The 16,330-nt window shown below is 68.5% G+C and carries 12 protein-coding genes; 5 read left to right on the plus strand and 7 right to left on the minus strand.

Annotated elements, in window-relative coordinates:
- The first annotated feature begins 4 nt into the window (after nt 1–4).
- Nucleotides 5–1,711, plus strand: coding sequence for an ArnT family glycosyltransferase (locus ACJMKZ_RS17115; protein ID WP_405234434.1), 1,707 nt, complete (start codon nt 5–7; stop codon nt 1,709–1,711).
- Between the two features lie 46 nt (nt 1,712–1,757).
- Here ACJMKZ_RS17115 and ACJMKZ_RS17120 read toward each other — a convergent pair whose 3' ends face one another.
- The 7 genes from ACJMKZ_RS17120 to ACJMKZ_RS17150 all read right to left on the minus strand — a co-directional run bounded on the left by ACJMKZ_RS17120 (nt 1,758) and on the right by ACJMKZ_RS17150 (nt 9,325).
- On the minus strand, nt 1,758–2,687 hold the full coding sequence (locus tag ACJMKZ_RS17120) for a DUF2785 domain-containing protein (protein ID WP_405234435.1): 930 nt from the start codon (nt 2,685–2,687) through the stop codon (nt 1,758–1,760).
- Between the two features lie 64 nt (nt 2,688–2,751).
- On the minus strand, nt 2,752–2,991 hold the full coding sequence (locus ACJMKZ_RS17125) for a hypothetical protein (protein WP_405234436.1): 240 nt from the start codon (nt 2,989–2,991) through the stop codon (nt 2,752–2,754).
- A 146-nt stretch (nt 2,992–3,137) separates the two neighbouring features.
- The gene (locus tag ACJMKZ_RS17130; protein WP_405234437.1) at nt 3,138–4,310 is read right to left on the minus strand and encodes an NnrS family protein; all 1,173 of its coding nucleotides are present in this window, start codon (nt 4,308–4,310) and stop codon (nt 3,138–3,140) included.
- A gap of 8 nt (nt 4,311–4,318) precedes the next feature.
- A complete protein-coding gene (locus ACJMKZ_RS17135) occupies nt 4,319–4,720 on the minus strand; it encodes a SirB2 family protein (protein WP_405234438.1) in 402 nt (133 codons plus the stop codon).
- 122 nt (nt 4,721–4,842) lie between these two features.
- Nucleotides 4,843–7,128: a nitric-oxide reductase large subunit gene (locus ACJMKZ_RS17140; protein WP_405234439.1), complete on the minus strand. Its 2,286-nt coding sequence runs from the start codon at nt 7,126–7,128 to the stop codon at nt 4,843–4,845.
- A 78-nt stretch (nt 7,129–7,206) separates the two neighbouring features.
- Nucleotides 7,207–7,962 carry a helix-turn-helix domain-containing protein gene (locus tag ACJMKZ_RS17145; RefSeq protein ID WP_405234440.1) on the minus strand — a complete coding sequence of 252 codons (756 nt, stop codon included), beginning with the start codon at nt 7,960–7,962 and terminating at the stop codon, nt 7,207–7,209.
- 37 nt (nt 7,963–7,999) lie between these two features.
- On the minus strand, nt 8,000–9,325 hold the full coding sequence (locus ACJMKZ_RS17150) for an oxygen-independent coproporphyrinogen III oxidase (RefSeq protein ID WP_405234441.1): 1,326 nt from the start codon (nt 9,323–9,325) through the stop codon (nt 8,000–8,002).
- 82 nt (nt 9,326–9,407) lie between these two features.
- On the opposite strand from ACJMKZ_RS17150, the gene ACJMKZ_RS17155 reads away from it, so the two are divergent.
- From ACJMKZ_RS17155 to ACJMKZ_RS17170, 4 genes are all read left to right on the plus strand, one after another.
- On the plus strand, nt 9,408–11,630 hold the full coding sequence (locus ACJMKZ_RS17155; protein WP_405234442.1) for a TonB-dependent receptor domain-containing protein: 2,223 nt from the start codon (nt 9,408–9,410) through the stop codon (nt 11,628–11,630).
- A gap of 32 nt (nt 11,631–11,662) precedes the next feature.
- A complete protein-coding gene (locus ACJMKZ_RS17160) occupies nt 11,663–13,810 on the plus strand; it encodes a cytochrome D1 domain-containing protein (RefSeq protein ID WP_405234443.1) in 2,148 nt (715 codons plus the stop codon).
- A 249-nt stretch (nt 13,811–14,059) separates the two neighbouring features.
- Complete coding sequence (gene nrfH / locus ACJMKZ_RS17165) at nt 14,060–14,533, plus strand: cytochrome c nitrite reductase small subunit (protein WP_405234444.1); 474 nt, start codon at nt 14,060–14,062, stop codon at nt 14,531–14,533.
- Nucleotides 14,534–14,584: 51 nt separating this feature from the next.
- Nucleotides 14,585–16,291 carry an ammonia-forming cytochrome c nitrite reductase subunit c552 gene (locus tag ACJMKZ_RS17170; protein WP_405234445.1) on the plus strand — a complete coding sequence of 569 codons (1,707 nt, stop codon included), beginning with the start codon at nt 14,585–14,587 and terminating at the stop codon, nt 16,289–16,291.
- Nucleotides 16,292–16,330 lie beyond the last annotated feature (39 nt).

Here is a 16,330-nt window from a genome sequence, read left to right on the forward strand (position 1 = left end):
GCAGTTGCCGGCGCGATCCCGCCGCCTGCTCGGCTGGCTGCTGCTGGCCGGTGTCATCGCCCTGGGGTCCGGCTACGGCGTCCACGAGCCCTGGGCGCCGGACTCTCCGCGTTTTGCCGCCGTGGCTCGGGATATGCTCGCCACCGGTGACTGGCTGTTCCCGCGCGTGGGCGGCGATCTCTACCCGGACAAGCCGCCCGTCTTCTTCTGGCTGATGGCCGGGTCCATCTGGCTCACCGGCTCCGTGCGGGCCGGCTTCCTGCTGCCCTCGCTGCTGGCCGGGCTCGGTACCCTGTGGCTGGTGTTCGATCTGTCGCGCAGGCTCTGGGGCACTCGCGCGGCCATGTTAGCCGGCCTGCTGCTGCTCTCCTGTGTACAGTTCGTCCTGCAGGCGCATACGGCTCAGATCGACGGCACACTCGCATTCCTGACCACGCTGGGGCTCTACGGGCTGCTGCGCCACCTGCTGCTCGGGCCCGACTGGGGCTGGTACGCCGCCGGCGGCGCGGCCTGCGGCCTCGGTGTGATCACGAAGGGCGTCGGATTCCTGCCGTTGCTCGTGCTCCTTCCCTGGGGTCTGCTGCGCTGGCGCGGCGCGGTTCCCGGACCGCGCGGCGGAGCGCTCAATTGGAGTCTGGCGCCGCTGGCGGCACTCGCCATGATCGCGATCTGGTTCGTGCCGATGATCGTCGCCTCGCTGGGCGACCCGGCGCTGGCCGCCTATCGCGACGAGATCCTGTTCGGGCAGACGGTCGACCGCTACGTGGCCGCGGAGGGGCACCGCGAGCCGTTCTGGTATTTTTTCACCGGCGTGATCCCCTGGGCGTGGCTGCCGCTGGTCCTGGCACTGCCCTGGCTCGTACCGCGCTGGCGGGCTGCCTGGCGGGAGCGAGACGCGCGCGTCCTGCTGCCGCTCGGCTGGGCGCTGCTCGTCCTCGGTTTTTTCATGCTCTCCAGCGGCAAGCGCGGGGTCTATATCCTGCCCGCGCTGCCGGCGATGTGCCTGGCCGCCGCGCCGTATCTCGAGGATCTGCTGAGGAGGCGCCGGCTGAACCGGGCCGCATCCGGCCTGCTCGTGGTCTTCGCGCTGGCGGCAGCCTTCGCATTCGGTGAACTGGCGGGGCTGAAACCCGATGAGATCGGCGTCAGCGACCCGGCGGTCGTGCCTCATCTCGCCGCCGTCGCGGCGATCATTGCGCTGCTCGCGCTGGTCTTCCTCGGCCTCGGTCCGCGGCGCGACCAGGGCTTTGCGCGGCTGGCGGGTTTCCTGATGTCGGTGTGGCTGGTGCTGGGCTGGTATCTGATGCCCGTAATCGACGACGAGCGTTCCGGCGTGTGCATCCTCGAGGCCGCCTACGCCGCATTGCCGCCGGATGCGGATCTCGGGATCACGCGCCCGAAAGAGTCGCTGATCCTGCAGGCCACGGGACCATTCACCAACTTCGGCCACCGGCGGCCCGATCCGGACCAGGAGATGCGGGACGCCGCCGCCTGGCTGGCGGCGGCGGCGGACCGCTACCTGATACTGCCCGACGAGGTGGTCGCTCCCTGCTTCGACGCAGAGCGACTGACGCGGCTCGGCCATGCGCACCGGCGGGACTGGCTGCTGGCGGGGCCCGGCACCATGGACGAGGCCTGTGTAGCCGAAGGAGATGCGACGAGGGCCATTCCCTACCGGGCGCCGGCCTCGCTGCCGTCGCTCTGGCGCTGATACAGTGACTTGCGGCCCTGCGGTAGCAGGCCGGCGATCATGACGATCAGGGCAGCGCCTCCAGCAGGCGGAGGGTCATCGGCGCGAGCCGCCGCAGTGCCGGCTCCCCGCTCTCGGTGGCTTGCAGATGGATTTCCAGGGCGAACGCCCGCAGGTTGTGAATTGTCGCCAGTGCTTCGGCCGACTGGTACGGGGCCTGCCAGTAATCCTGGCTGCCGGGCTCCAGGCTTCGGAACCAGTGTCGCCAGTCGTCGTCGCTGAAGTGATCGGTGAGGGCCAGGTACAGGACGGGCCGCGCCAGCCGGCCGGGCTCGCCGAACACCCACGCGTGCCCCGTCGGCGCTACTTTCGTCGCGATGGCGTCGAGCATCTTCCGGGCGTCGCCGGGAGACAGCCGCGGGTTCAGCGCGAGTTGCAGGAACAGGTCTGCGGCGTGGGCCACCCCGTGCCGCCAGCCGGCCTGGGGGTCGAAACCCCGAAAATCCGTCAGTTGATCCAGGTAATCGGCGCCGGCCGCAGCGAGTTCGCTCAACTCGTCTTCGGTGAGAAAGGCATCCAGCCGGTCGTACCGGGCAACTTCGGCCAGCACCAGGACCGCGAAGGGCCCGCGGAAGCCGGCGGGGTCGCCCGGTGCCCGTGCGAGCTTATCGAGCAGCAGTTTGCTCAGGAGTCGCGCCTGATCGGGTGAGAGCATTGGCTCGCGCAGCGCTCGGGCCAGCGTCTCGTAGGCGAAGCCGTCGCGTATGCGCGGGTCAGGGTGCTCCAGACAGGCGACCAGCCCCGCCAGCTCGGCACGGCCCGCGTCCGGGAGGTAAGCGGCCGGACTGAATTCCTGCGGTGCCCCGGCCCAGGGGCACGGGCTGTCGGCCCCGGCTGGCGCGGCGGGGATCGGCAATGCCAGCGACAGAGCCGTCACTCCCAGCGTCAGGAGCAACGCGTACCGGGTGCTGTCTGTCTTCAGCGGAGTACTTTCCATAATCTGCCGAGATTCCATCGTCCAGGCCCCTGCCGGCTGCCTGTTTGCTTTCCGGGGGGGGTGCTCAGGGATTATCGGGATCGCCCGGTCCGGACGGCACCCAGATGCCGTAGTCGCAGCGCAGGTAGGCCGTACCGCTCCTGACTTCGGTCCCGTGGGCGTAGGGCGTGCCGTTGAAGTAGCAGAAGTCCTCGCCCGGGATGCTCTCGCGCAGGGTCTCCGTATCCTCGTCGCTCTCATCCGCAATGGGGGAATTCCGGAGTTCCGGATCCTGTGCGCCTACGTCGATGACACCGTCGCTCATAGATGGATCTCCTGTTGCCTTCGCCTGCATCGGTCGAGCCGACCGCGGCTGACCGCTTTCGCATTTCCATAATACGCATGGACCGAAGTGCCAGGCGTAAGGGGTTGCGCGTACTCGCCGGCGGGTCCGACCGATGTCGGGCACCGTCAGCCCGCCTTCCCGTCGGCCCTCGGCAGCAGGAGGACCGGCGCGTAGACGATCGAGTACAGGAGGAAGGCGAGCAGCCACAAGGCGCCGGCAACGGCGACGGTCGTCGTATAGCCGAGCGGCAGCCAGACAGGCCCGAAGACCCGTGCCGCGACCGCCGCGAGCAGCAGCAGGTAGGCGGCCGTGACCGTCGGCGAGACCCGCAGTTCGCGGCCCGTGTGACCGAGCGATGCCCGGGTCATGACCGCCAGGATCATGGTGGCCGCGGCACCGGAGCCGAGGGCATGCAGCCACTGGGCGGCCCATGGCAGACCGCCCAGGAACCAGCCGGCCTTCAGCAGCAGGCCGATCGGCAGCCAGAGGTACGCGGCATGCAGTATCCACACGATCGGCTCGCGGAGAGTGCGCCAGCCCTGCCAGCCGGCCAGACGCACGGCCTGGCCGAGGCCGGCTGCGAGTGCGACCGCGCCAACCGCGCTGCCGCCCGGCCAGACGATATCCACCGGGATCGCGACCGCCATGGCGGCGATGACGAAGCGGTTCAGGTGAGTCGATGCACGCAGCCCCGGCGTCTCCCCGCGGCCGCGCAGTGCATTGGCGGTGAAGGCGGGCACGATGCGTCCGCCGATGACGGTGACCAGCAGCAGGACCAGGTTGAGCGCCGCGCGCACGGCCGTGTTGGCGAGGCCGGGATCACCCTGAGCGAGCGCGTAGACGAAGACGGCGTCGGCGGACCACAGGAACAGCAGCACGAACAGCAGCGGCGTGTTGCGGTTGGTGGCACGCAGCAGCGGCGGTGCGAGCAGCAGTGCCAGCATCGGCAGGAAGGCGAGTTCGGCCAGCGCGAGCAGCCAGAACGGGATCGCGTCGCCGGCGAACAGCGCGACGCGCCCGGCGAGCCAGAGGACCGTCAGCGCAACCAAAGGCAGGCCCGCGAAGCCGCGGTCACCCGTCCAGCTGGGCACCGCCGTCAGCATGAAGCCCGCGATGGCGGCGCCGACGAAGCCGAACAGCATCTCGTGACCGTGCCAGAGCTGGGCGGGCAGGGTCGCGAACGGGCCCGGCGCGGCGGGGTAGAGCCACAGCCAGAGGCCGATGGCGATGACGGCGTACCAGCCCGCGAGCAGGAAGAAGGGGCGGAAGCCGTAGGCGAAGGGAACCAGCTTGCGCAAGGTCGGTATCAGGCTACCACGGCGTGCAGTGCGCCGAGAGGATGGTGGGTACGGGCGATCGTGATCATCGCCGCATAGACGCACACGGCGGCGATCAGGAAGGCCAGGCGCTCCCGCCGGCTGTGGCCCCGCTTCAGCGCATAGCTGCCGAGCACGACGTAGGCGACCAGGAACGAGACCTTGGTCGTCAGCCAGCCATTGGCGAAGACCGCGCCCGGCAGGATGGTGAGCAGCATGAAGGCCGCGGTCAGGAGCACTGTGTCGATGGTGTAGCTGGCGTAGCGCAGCGGTGAGGACATGGCCCAGCGGGCTCCGCCCTGTACCGCGAGCCCGCGCAGCAGGAACAGCGATCCGCTCGCGATCACCGCGGCGACGTGCAGCCATTTGATTTCGGTGTAGAACTCGATCATGTCAGGTTGCAGGAACGTTCGGTTGGTTGTTGTCAGTCCGGTGGCGAGGTCCGGGGTGCCCCGCCCGCTCCGGGGAGCGCGGAGGGCAGGGGCGGGACACCCCGGCTCGCCTGCGTATGGCCTCAGCCGCGTGCGGCTCCGGAGCCCGCCGGCAGGCCCTCGCGCGCCTTGCGGGGCGCGATCCAGAGCCGGGCGACGAACCAGGCCAGCGCGATGCCGCCGATGCTGAAGATGATGTCACCGGGGACACGCATCCAGACCAGCATGTCGACGACGGGCTGCTGCATGAAGTCCGCGGAGCGGGCGTACCAGTAGCCGTTGTCGATAGCGGCCACAAGCTGCATCACGCCGAGAGGCAGCAGCGTCATCAGCGACATGCCGACCAGGCCGATGTTGAACGACCAGAATGCGGTCTTCAGCACCGACTCGTTCCAGCGTGCCGCCGGCTTCATACCCCGCAGGCAGAACAGCATCAGGCCGATGCCGAGCATGCCGTACACGCCGAACAGCGCGGTGTGGCCGTGCAGCGGCGTGAGGTTCAGGCCCTGCATGAAGAACAGCGGCAGCGGCGGGTTGATCAGGAAGCCGAACAGCCCGGCGCCCACCACGTTCCAGAAGGCCACAGCCGTAAAGAACATGACCGGCCAGTGATAGCGCGCCATCCACGGTGTCGCCTTGCCCAGCTTGTAGGTCTGGTAGGCCTCGAAGCCGATGTAGGCCAGCGGCACGACCTCCAGCGCGGAGAAGGAGGCGCCGACGGCGATGACAGCTGTCGGGGTACCCGTGAAGTACAGGTGATGGAGCGTGCCCAGCACACCGCCGGCCAGGAAGACGATGGTGGCGAACAGGACGGCCACGGTCGCCGTGCTGACCTTCAGCAGACCGAGGCGCGTGAACAGGAATGCGATGACGGCGGTCGCGAAGACCTCGAAGAAGCCTTCCACCCAGAGGTGGACCACCCACCAGCGCCAGTACTCGACCATCGAGAGGTGCGTGTGCTCGCCCCACATCAGGCCAGCGCCGTAGAACAGGCCGATGGCCACCGTGGAGAGGAACAGCAGCGTCACGATCGGACGCGACTCGTTACGCTGGCGGATCGCCGGCCACAGTGCGCGGCCGACCAGCGTCAGCCAGAGGCCGAGACCGATGAACAGGAACCACTGCCAGAAGCGGCCGAGGTCCACGTATTCCCAGCCCTGATGGCCGAACCAGAAGTTGTTCTCGAGGCCCAGGGTCTGCATGACGGCGAACCACTGGCCGGCGAAGGCACCGACCACGATCACCAGCAGGCACACCCACAGCAGGTTGACGCCCAGGCGCTGGAACTTCGGCTCGTGGCCCGAGATGGCCGGCGCGATGTACAGGCCGGTGCCGAGCCAGGCGGTGGCGATCCACAGCACGGCCAGCTGGGTATGCCAGGTGCGGGTCAGGGAGTAGGGCAGGACCTCACTGAGCGCGTAGCCGTAGAACTCCTGACCCTCTACCTGGTAGTGGGCGGTGAGGCCGCCGAGCAGTATCTGCACCAGGAACAGCGCGAGCACGATCCAGAAATACTTCGCGGTGGCGCGCATGGACGGCGTCACGTTCACCATCGCCAGGGGATCGGAGTCGGGCAACTTCTCGACCCGCTCCTCCTTGCCATGGGTGACGGCGTAGTACCAGCCGAGCAGCGCGATACCGGCGATCAGGAACAGCACACTGAACACCGTCCAGATGTAGGCGTTCGCCGGCGGGACGTTGCCCACCAGTTCCTCGGCGGGCCAGTTGCTGGTGTAGGTGATGTCCTTGCCGGGGCGTTCGGTGACGGCCGCCCAGGCGGTCCACCAGTAGAATGCCGACAGCGCGCGGCGGTGGTCCGCATCGGGCACCGTGTCGTTCTTCATCGCGTACGCCTCGCGCAGCGCGGCGGTCTCCGGCTCGTTCGCGAACAGGCTGTCGTAGTGCTTCGCAACCTCCGCAATCGCCGCCGCGCGGTCGGCGTCGATGGTGATCGAGCCCTGCTCCGCGTCCCAGGTATTGCGGCGGATGCGCTCCTCGAGGCGGGTCTGCAGCGCGGCCTGCTGGGGAGCGGGCAGATCGGCGTAGCCTTCCACCACGTAATCCCGCCGCGCCCAGATGTCGAGCGTGGCGATCGCCTCGCGGTGCAGCCAGTCGGCCGTCCAGTCCGGTGCCACGTAGCCGCCGTGGCCCCAGATGGAACCGAGCTGATGGCCGCCTATCGATTGCCAGACCTGTCGGCCGGTCTCGATGTCCGAGCGTGTGAAGACGAACTCACCGTCGGCGGTGACGACCCGTTCCGGCATGGGAGGGGCCTGGCGGTGGATCTCGCCGCCCATCCACAACAAGACACCGAACGACACGGCGAGCAGCGCCGCCAGTCCGGTCCAGAGTTTCTGTGTGGTAGTCATTTCCAATCTCCTCCAGGAATCGGGGGAGATGGTGCGCCGGGCGCCGGTGCCGCGCCCTGATCCAGGTCAAGTGGACGGTCAGTTTCTGAGGACGTTCTGCGCCAGCTCGTTCAGCCCGGCCAGGTCCAGCAGTTCGACCTCGCGGCGATCCACGCGGATGAGGCCGTTCTCCTGGAAGCGCTTCAGGATGCGGCTCACGGTCTCCGCGGCCAGACGCAGGTAGTTGGCGATGTCGGTACGCGCCATCGTGAGCCGCATGCGGGTGGGCGACAGGCCGCGGTCCGCATAGCGGCGGGACAGCACCAGCAGGAACGCCGCCATGCGCTCCTCTGCGGTGAAATCGCCGGCCAGCAGCGTGGCCTTGCCGATGTCCTCGCTCAGCAGCCGGAAGAGCTGCTGCTGCAGCCCGGGCATGCGCGTGGCCAGCGTCGCCATGCGCGGGAAGGAGAAGCGGCAGAGCAGCACCGTATCCAGTGCCACCGCATTACACGGGTAGCGGGACTGCGAGATGGCGTTCAGCCCGATGACCTCGCCGGGAAGGAAGAATCCCTGGATCTGTTCGCGGCCGGCCAGGTCCGTCACGTAGGTCTTCACCGTGCCGGCGCGCACGGCTGCAATCGCGTTGAACTCGTCGCCCTCGCGGAAGATGTGCTCGCCCTCCCGATAGGGTCCGACGTGCTCGACCAGCACGTGGAGTTCCTGCAGGCGAGACTTGTCGTAGCCGCTCTCCAGGCAGGCCGAGGAGAAAGCGCAGGTGCTGCAGAAATGCAGCTCGTCGCCGTCGTCCGCGAGGATGCCGGCGCGGCGCTCCAGTGCGCCCGCCTCACCGGTCATGGTGTGGCTCCACCGCGGCGCGGGACAGCAACCGGGGTCAGTGCCGGCCTGAAGGGACGGGATGTCGTCCGGCGGCGCCGGGGTCCTGGCCGGGTTTCTGGTAATCGGGCGTGAAGCACATCGCGATTATACGGATAGCGTCGCTGTCCCGCGAAAGGATTCGCATCTCGTCGGGCCCGATGGCGAGCCGGCCCAGTTCCTCGTGGCGGCGCAGTCTCGCGAGCGCTCCGGCGAAGTGCGCGGCGAAGTCCACCTGCCAACGGCGCTCGACGGCCCGGATGTCGAGCCTGCGGCGGCACAGCAGGTCGCGGACGATGTCGGCCCGCAGTCGTTCGTCCGGATCGAGCGCGTGGCCGCAGCACAGCGGCAGGCGCTCGGCGTCGATTGCGCTCTCCCAGGCCCCAACCTCGGAGAGATTCCGGCACCACACGTCGCCTATCCGGCTGAGCGCGCCCGCGCCGAAGCCGATGACGTCGCAGTCGCCCGCCGCGCAGTAGCCGCTGGGGCCGATGCCGAGCGTGCCCGTCGCGGCGGCGATGGTCAGGTCATCTTCGGGCAGGGCGTACTCGTCCGGACCGATCAGGCGGTAGCCGCAGTCGGTGAGCGCGTGATGAGCCGCCGCGGCGACGGCGCCCAGCGAGCGGCCGGTCAGCGCGATCCGTTCCGGCCGGTCCGCGACGAGGGCGGCGATGGCATCCGCCGCCATCTGCTCGTCGTAGGCAGCGTAGTCGAAACGCAGCGTGAGCCCGGTGCTGCGCAGGCCAGCTTCCCGGCACGCGGACACCGCCTGGAGCACCGGCTCGATGCTGCGGGAGCGTAGCGCCGCGGAGCGCCGGCCCGGCACCGTCACGGAGAGCGAGGCCCGGTTCAGCCCCGCCGCGGCGAAGCGCCTTACCTCGGCAGCGGCCGGTGGCGCACCGCCGAACGCCACCCGGAACTCCCGGGCTGGGTCGCGCGAGAAATGGAACTGTCGGCCGAGGCTCTCGACCACCTGCAGCACGTGGGCGACGTCGAGCAGGCCGCTGAAATGCTCCAGCACCAGCTGCACCACGTCCCGGTCCCGGTCGAACAGCGGGGCGATGCGCTCGATCTGGCGGAGCAGACGCTCGACGTACAATTCGCCGGCGGCTCTCGAATACGCCGCCGGCACGCCGTGGATCAGCCGCAACCCGCGGGGCGCGCAGATCTCCAGTGCCAGGGGATGGGGGATGGGCACGGAATTGCTGCGCCTGGCGGCGTCGACGAACTCGGCTTCCCCGAACGGCTTGCGGAACGTGGTCGGCGCGGGGAAGAAGTGGCACGCCTGCACGCCGGTGGACGGCCCGGGCCGGGGGCAGCGTTCGATGAGGGTCTCTCCGTGCATGGGCGCACTATGCGGCGCCGGTCGGGCATCCGCCTTGACCTGGGTCAAGGAGGCCGCGGCGCAGCGGGTCTAGTCTGCAGCCATGGACGATCGACGCACTGCACTGATCCTCACCGCGGCTGCCACCGCGCTGTTACTGGCGATGGCTCTCGCATCAGCCGGCACGGCTAGGGCTGCGCCACCCGCCGACGAGTCCCCTGCCGACGGCACGCCGCTCGAAGAGATCGTGGTGGTCGCCACGAAGTACCGCACGCCGTTGCGGGACGTCGCGGCGGACGTGACGGCGCTCACGCGTGAGGACCTCGAGGAGACGCTGACCGCCACGCTGCCCGATATGTTCCGCTTCGTGCCCGGCGTCAGCCACGAGGGTGCGGGGTCACGCTTCGGTGCCGAAGGCGTATCGATACGCGGGATCGGTGGTAACCGGGTCGCGCTGGAGATCGACGGCGTGCCGGTATCCGAGCAGTTCGCCATCGGCAATTTCTCGCACGCGACCCGGGACTTCATCGATCCGGCGCTGGTCGGACGTGTGGAGATCCTGCGCGGTCCCGCCTCGGCGCTCTATGGCAGTTCCGCGCTGGGCGGCGTGGTGGTGGTGCGCACCCGAGGCGCGCTCGCGGCCGATCTCGACGCCGCCACGGCGGGCGATGCGGGCTTCGTTCGCCACGGCCGCGACGACAGTTCTCATCTGACCGGCGGGCTGCACTGGGCGCGCGCCGACGGCGGTCTCGCCCTGTCGGTGGCCGGCGCTCACCGCGAGGGCGGTGCGATGGAGTCGGCCGCGGCCGAGGGTGCTGCCGACGAACGGGACTGGCGCCGCGATGCCGGGCTGGTCGGCCTGGCCGGCAGCACCGGTGCCGGCCGCGAGTGGCGTCTGACACTGCTCCGGCAGAGCGGGGACGTGACCAGCGACATCCGCTCGGTCCTCGGCGACGGACGTTTTGCCACCACGACGTCGCTCACGGGCGACGACCGCTCGGTGTTCACTCTGGCCAGCGGCGAGTATCGCCTGCCCCGGCCGCTGCCCTGGCTGGACGAGGCACTGCTGCGGGTGTTCCACGCGGCCGCCGACGTGCATCAGGATACCGTCGACGAACGGGCCGCCGCCGCTGCACCGGTGCGGCTGGCGCGCGAGTTCGATTACGAGCAACGACTCCTCGGCGGCGAACTCAATCTGTGGCGGGAGCTGGACGCGGGCGGCTGGTCCCATCGCCTGGGCTTCGGCGCGGAGTGGACCGAGCGCGAGACGACCGAGATGCGCGACGGCGTCGCGCAGAGCCTCGTCGACGGTTCGGTCAGCCGGCGCATACTCGGGGAAGAATTCCCGCTGCGTGACTTCCCGGTGACCGTCACCCGGGAGCTGGGGCTGTGGCTGTCGGATCAGGTGACGAGAGGCCCGCTGACGCTGTCCGCCGCCCTGCGCTACGACGAGAACCGCCTCGATCCGGAGCCGGATTCCGTCTACCGGGAAGACAACCCGGCCGTCGAGCCGGTGGCCGTCTCGGTCTCCGACGTCTCGCCGAAGATCGGCATCGTTTATCGCGCCGGGGCCGGCACCGACCTGTTCCTGCAGTACGCCCGGGGCTTCCGCGCGCCGCCGTTCGAAGACGCGAACATCGGCCTCGACATCCCGCTGTTCAACATCCGGGCGCTGCCCAACCCGGACCTCCGGTCCGAGACCTCCGACGGCTGGGAGGCCGGGTTGCGCTGGGAAGGCCGGCGCGCCCGGCTGGCATTGGCCGCGTTCCAGACCGATTACGACGATTTCATCGAGACGAAGGCGCGTATCGGTTTGGACCCCGCAAGCGGTCGGCTGCTGTTCCAGTCCCGGAATATCGATCGGGCCAGGATCCGCGGCGTCGAGGCGCGCGGCTCGGTGCGCCCGGCCGGGCGCCTGCGCGGCCTGACGCTGGAGGCCGCGGCCTACCTCGCGGAGGGCGAGAACCGGATCACCGGTGAGCCTCTCGGCAGCGTGGGCCCGGCCCAGGCCGTGCTCGGGGCGCGCTGGCGCTCGGACGACGATCGCACCGGTCTGCGCGCGGTCCTCACCCTCACGGACGGCTGGTCCCGGCAGGACGAGACCGGCGGAGAGCGCTTCGAGCCCGCCGGCTACGGCGTGGTGGATCTCTACGCGACCCGCCTGGTCGGCGATCACCTCACGCTGACGCTCGGCATCGGCAATCTGACCGACCGGTGCTACTGGCGCTGGGCCGACGTGAGCGGCCTCACCCCCGACGACCCCGTGTTGCCGATGCTCGCGCAACCGGGGCGGCATTACTCGATCGGTCTGCAGTGGGACTGGTAGTCAGTCCCCGACGACCGTCAAGGAGAAGACAGATGACCAAGCAGGAGAGACTAAGACGCTCAGCCCCCTGGCTGCTGTCCGGCGCCGTCATGGCCCTCGGACTGACGGCCGGCCTGTCGGCCGATCCGTCGGCCCAGGACGCGGAGGTCCACCGCGCCGAGACGGCCACCGATGCCATCGCGGAACTCATGAACACCGGCGAGACGCTGTATCGCACCCACTGCGCCGGCTGCCACCAGCCGACGGGACAGGGCTTGCCGGGCGCGTTCCCTCCGCTCGCGGGCTCCGACTACCTGATGGAGAGCCGGACCCGGGCGATCGAGACGGTGATCCTGGGGCTGACGGGACCGATCACGGTGAACGATCAGCAATTCAATGCCGTGATGCCGCCGATGGGCCACCTGGACAACGAGGAGGTGGCCGCCATCCTGACCTACGTGACCAATACCTGGGGCAACGAGGCCTCGGCCTTCAGCGCGGACGAGGTGGCCGCGGTGCGCACGGGCACCGTCGCCGAGGATCGGGCGACCGGCGAGCGCCATCCGGGCGCCAGCGAGGGCGAGATGCGCTATCAGGGTACTCCGACGCCGGTCGACTCGGAAGACGTCCGCCAGCGCATGGAGCCCGAGGGTCCGGCGCTGAGCCAGGCGGAATACAAGACGGCGACGCGGCTGTATTTCGAACGCTGCGCCGGCTGTCACGGCGTGCTGCGCAAGGGCGCCACCGGCAAGCCCCTGACCCCGGACATCACCCGGGACAAGGGCACGGAGTATCTGAAGGCGCTCATCACCTACGGCTCGCCCGCCGGCATGCCGAACTGGGGCACGTCCGGCGAGCTCACCGAGGCGGAGATCGACATGATGGCCCGCTTCCTGCAGCAGGAGCCGCCGGAGCCGCCCGAATTCGGGCTGGCGAAGATGAAGGAGACCTGGGAGGTGAAGGTGCCGCCGGAAGAGCGTCCGACCGAGCCTCAGCACGACCGCAACACGGCGAACTTCTTCGCCGTCACCCTGCGCGACGCGGGCCAGGTGGCCATCATCGACGGCGACACCAAGGAGGTGGTCTCGATCGTGCCGACGGGCTACGCGGTACACATCTCGCGGCCTTCGGCCTCCGGCCGCTATATCTACACCATCGGCCGGGATGCGCGCATCGACATGATCGACCTGTGGATGGATCCGCCCCAGGTGGTCTCCGAGATCAAGATCGGGCTCGAGGCCCGCTCCGTGGAGACGTCGAAGTACCCGGGCTACGAGGATAAGTACGCCATCGCCGGCGCCTACTGGCCGCCCCAGTACGTCATCATGAAGGGCGACACGCTGGAGCCGCTGAAGGTGGTCTCCACCCGGGGCATGACGGTAGACACCCAGGAGTACCATCCGGAGCCGCGGGTGGCGGCCATCGTCGCCTCCCACAAGCACCCGGAGTTCATCGTCAACGTGAAGGAGACCGGCCACATCCTGCTGGTCAACTACGCGGACATCGAGAACCTGACGGTGACCGACATCTCCGCGGCGCGGTTCCTGCACGACGGCGGCTGGGACAGCACCCGACGCTACTTCCTGACGGCGGCGAACCAGTCCGACAAGATCGCGGTGGTCGACTCGCAGGATCAGGAACTCGAGGCGCTGGTGGACGTGACCAAGATCCCCCATCCGGGCCGCGGCGCCAACCTGGTCGACCCGGAGTACGGTCCCGTGTGGGTGACGAGTGCGCTGGGCAACAGCAACATCACCTTCATCGGCACTGACCCGGAGGGCCATCCGGACCATGCCTGGAAGGCCGTGCGGGTGCTGGAGGGGCAGGGCGGCGGCTCGCTGTTCGTCAAGACCCATCCGGAATCCGACAACCTGTGGGTGGATACCCCGCTGAACCCCGAGGAAGGCGTCGCCCAGAGCGTGGCCGTCTTCGACATCAACGACCTCGATGCCGGCTACGAGGTGCTGCCGATCGCCGAATGGGCCGATCTCGGGCCCGGGCCGAAGCGCATCGTCCAGCCGGAGTACAACGTGGCCGGCGACGAGGTCTGGTTCTCGGTCTGGAGCGGCAAGGAGGAGGAATCGGCCATCGTGGTGGTGGACGACAAGACCCGGACGCTGAAGTCGGTCATCAAGGGTCCGGACATCGTGACCCCGACGGGCAAGTTCAACGTCCACAATACGGTGGAGGACGTTTACTGAGGTTGCAGGGGACAGTCGGCTCGACCCCGGACAGAGCCGACTGTCCCCGCTTTTCGCACGTCTTGACATTGATCAATGCGGGCTGCTCCGTTCCTATTATTCTTCGAGTGTTAAACTGCACACGGCCGCAAGCGCAATCTCCGTAGGGGTGTAACGAGAAATGGTGGCGCCGAGTTTCGGGGCCAGTTGACTCGCGCCACTGCGAGTGACTGCCGCCGGAATGACTCGAAGAGCCATATAGGACGAAGAATGAAAACCCGCACGAGCCGCAGTGTCCGGATACTTTCCTTCGCGGTCGCGATAGCGGTCGGTGTGCTCGGCGGCCTGGGCGCGTTCACCATCGGATACGGCAACGGTTTCTCGTACCTCACCAACGACCCGAAAGCCTGTGCGAACTGCCACATCATGCAGGGCCACTTCGACTCCTGGGTCACGTCCAGCCACCGGGACGTCGCAGCCTGCGGCGATTGTCATCTGCGGCACGATTTCATCGGCAAGTGGCTGACCAAGGCGGATAACGGCTTCTTCCACGCTCTGGCTTTCACCACCGGCAACTTTCACGAGCCCATCCGGATCAAGCCGCGGAACCGGCGCGTGACCCAGCAGGCGTGCCTGCACTGCCACGGCGATCTGGTGGATTCCATGCTGCCCGTCGAGCACGGCGGCGAAGTACAGAATTGCGTCCATTGTCACAGCGACGTCGGCCACTCGGGCCGGCGCTGACCTACGCGGGATACCTACGCGAGATACCCAGGGAGATCGATGATGAGAAACATGTTGCGACAACGCCCGGTCCTGTTCGGCCGGACCGGGGGAGGGAGTCAGCGGGGTGCCGCGGTGCTGCTCGCCGTCGTCTTCCTGGTCGCAGTGGCGGCCACGGCCGGCGTGACCTACGTGCTGATCACCATGTTCGCCCACAAGCAGGACGCCAAACAGCCGTTCGTGCGCGTGGTGGAGGTCAGCGAGATCACCACCGACCCCGAGCCCTGGGGCAAGAACTGGCCGCGCCAGTTCGACGGCTGGAAGTCCACGGCTGGCGACGAGTTCTACGGCGGCAGCAGCGCCATGCCGGAGAGCAAACTCGATTCCCACCCGTGGCTGAAGCGGCTGTACGCCGGCTACGCGTTCAGCATCGACTACCGCGAGGCCCGCGGCCACGCCTATATGCTCTACGACCAGGGCGTGACGGAGCGGGTGACCAAGAAGCCGCAGGCGGGCGCGTGCCTGCATTGCCATGCCTCCACGACCGTCCTGTATCGCATGGTCGGACTGGAGGCGATGGGCGAGGAGGTGACCGAGGAGAAGCTGGCCGCCGAATTCAACATGCCGGCCGTCCGCAGAGGCTTCGAGGAGCTGAGTACGATGCCGTATGCGGAGGTGCTCGAGGTCCTCTACGCCACACCGGACGGGACTCCCGGCGAGAACGAGCCGGTGTTTCCCCAGGCGCCGACCGGCGGCTTCACGGGCGAGTATGCCGGCGAGGAGGTTGCCGAAGGACACGCGATGGTCGGTGAGGCCCACCCGGTGACCTGCATCGACTGTCACAGCCCGGACGACATGAGCATCCGCGTCACCCGGCCGGGCTTCATGCAGGGCATCGCCGACCTGGCGGCGAGCGACGCGCCGGCGCCGCATCTGCCAAGCATCGAGCAGTGGCGCGCCGGCAACCGCAGCGAGCCCTACGACCCGAACAAATACGCCACCCGCCAGGAGATGCGGTCATTCACCTGCGGCCAGTGTCATGTGGAGTACTACTGCGCCAACAAGACGACGCTGACGTTTCCGTGGGGCAACGGCCTGACCGCCGACGATGCGGAGCGCTTCTGGGACGAGATGAAGTTCCCGGACGGCAGCGAATTCTACGACTACAAGCACGGCGAGACCGGCGCCGAGGTGTTCAAGGTGCAGCACCCCGAGTTCGAGCTCTGGAGCCAGGGCATCCACGCGCGGAGCGGCGTCAGCTGTGCCGACTGTCACATGCCCTACGAGCGCGAAGGCGCCATGAAGGTGAGTAACCACAACGTGCAGAGTCCGATGGAATTCGTGAACAGCGCGTGCCAGACCTGTCATAACGTGCCGGAGGACGAGCTGCGGGCTCGGGTGGAGGCGATCCAGTCCCGCACCGTGGCCATGACCGAGCGCGCCGGCCAGGCGATGACCGACATGCTGGATGCGATCATGGAGGCCAAGGCCACCGGCGCCAGCGAGGCCGACCTGCAGCCCGTCTACGACCTGCAGCGCAAGGCCATGTGGCGCCTCGACTACATCAGCAGCGAGAACTCCAAGGGCTTCCACGCCGATCAGGAGGCCGCGCGCATCCTGGCCGAGTCCATGGATTACAGCCGCCAGGCCCAGGCAGCGGCGCTGCGGATGCGCGCGCCCGAGGCACCGTCGACGAAGGACCTGCCCACGGAGGACGTGCAGGGCGTGACGCCGACGGACAAGGCGCCGGTACCGGAGGACTACGACCCGGAAATCTGATGTAGAAGGGCCTTCAGGCCCGATACGGAATCGGGATTG

It is taken from the genome of Lentisalinibacter salinarum (assembly GCF_040706555.1).
Lineage (GTDB): Bacteria > Pseudomonadota > Gammaproteobacteria > Steroidobacterales > Woeseiaceae > Lentisalinibacter > Lentisalinibacter salinarum.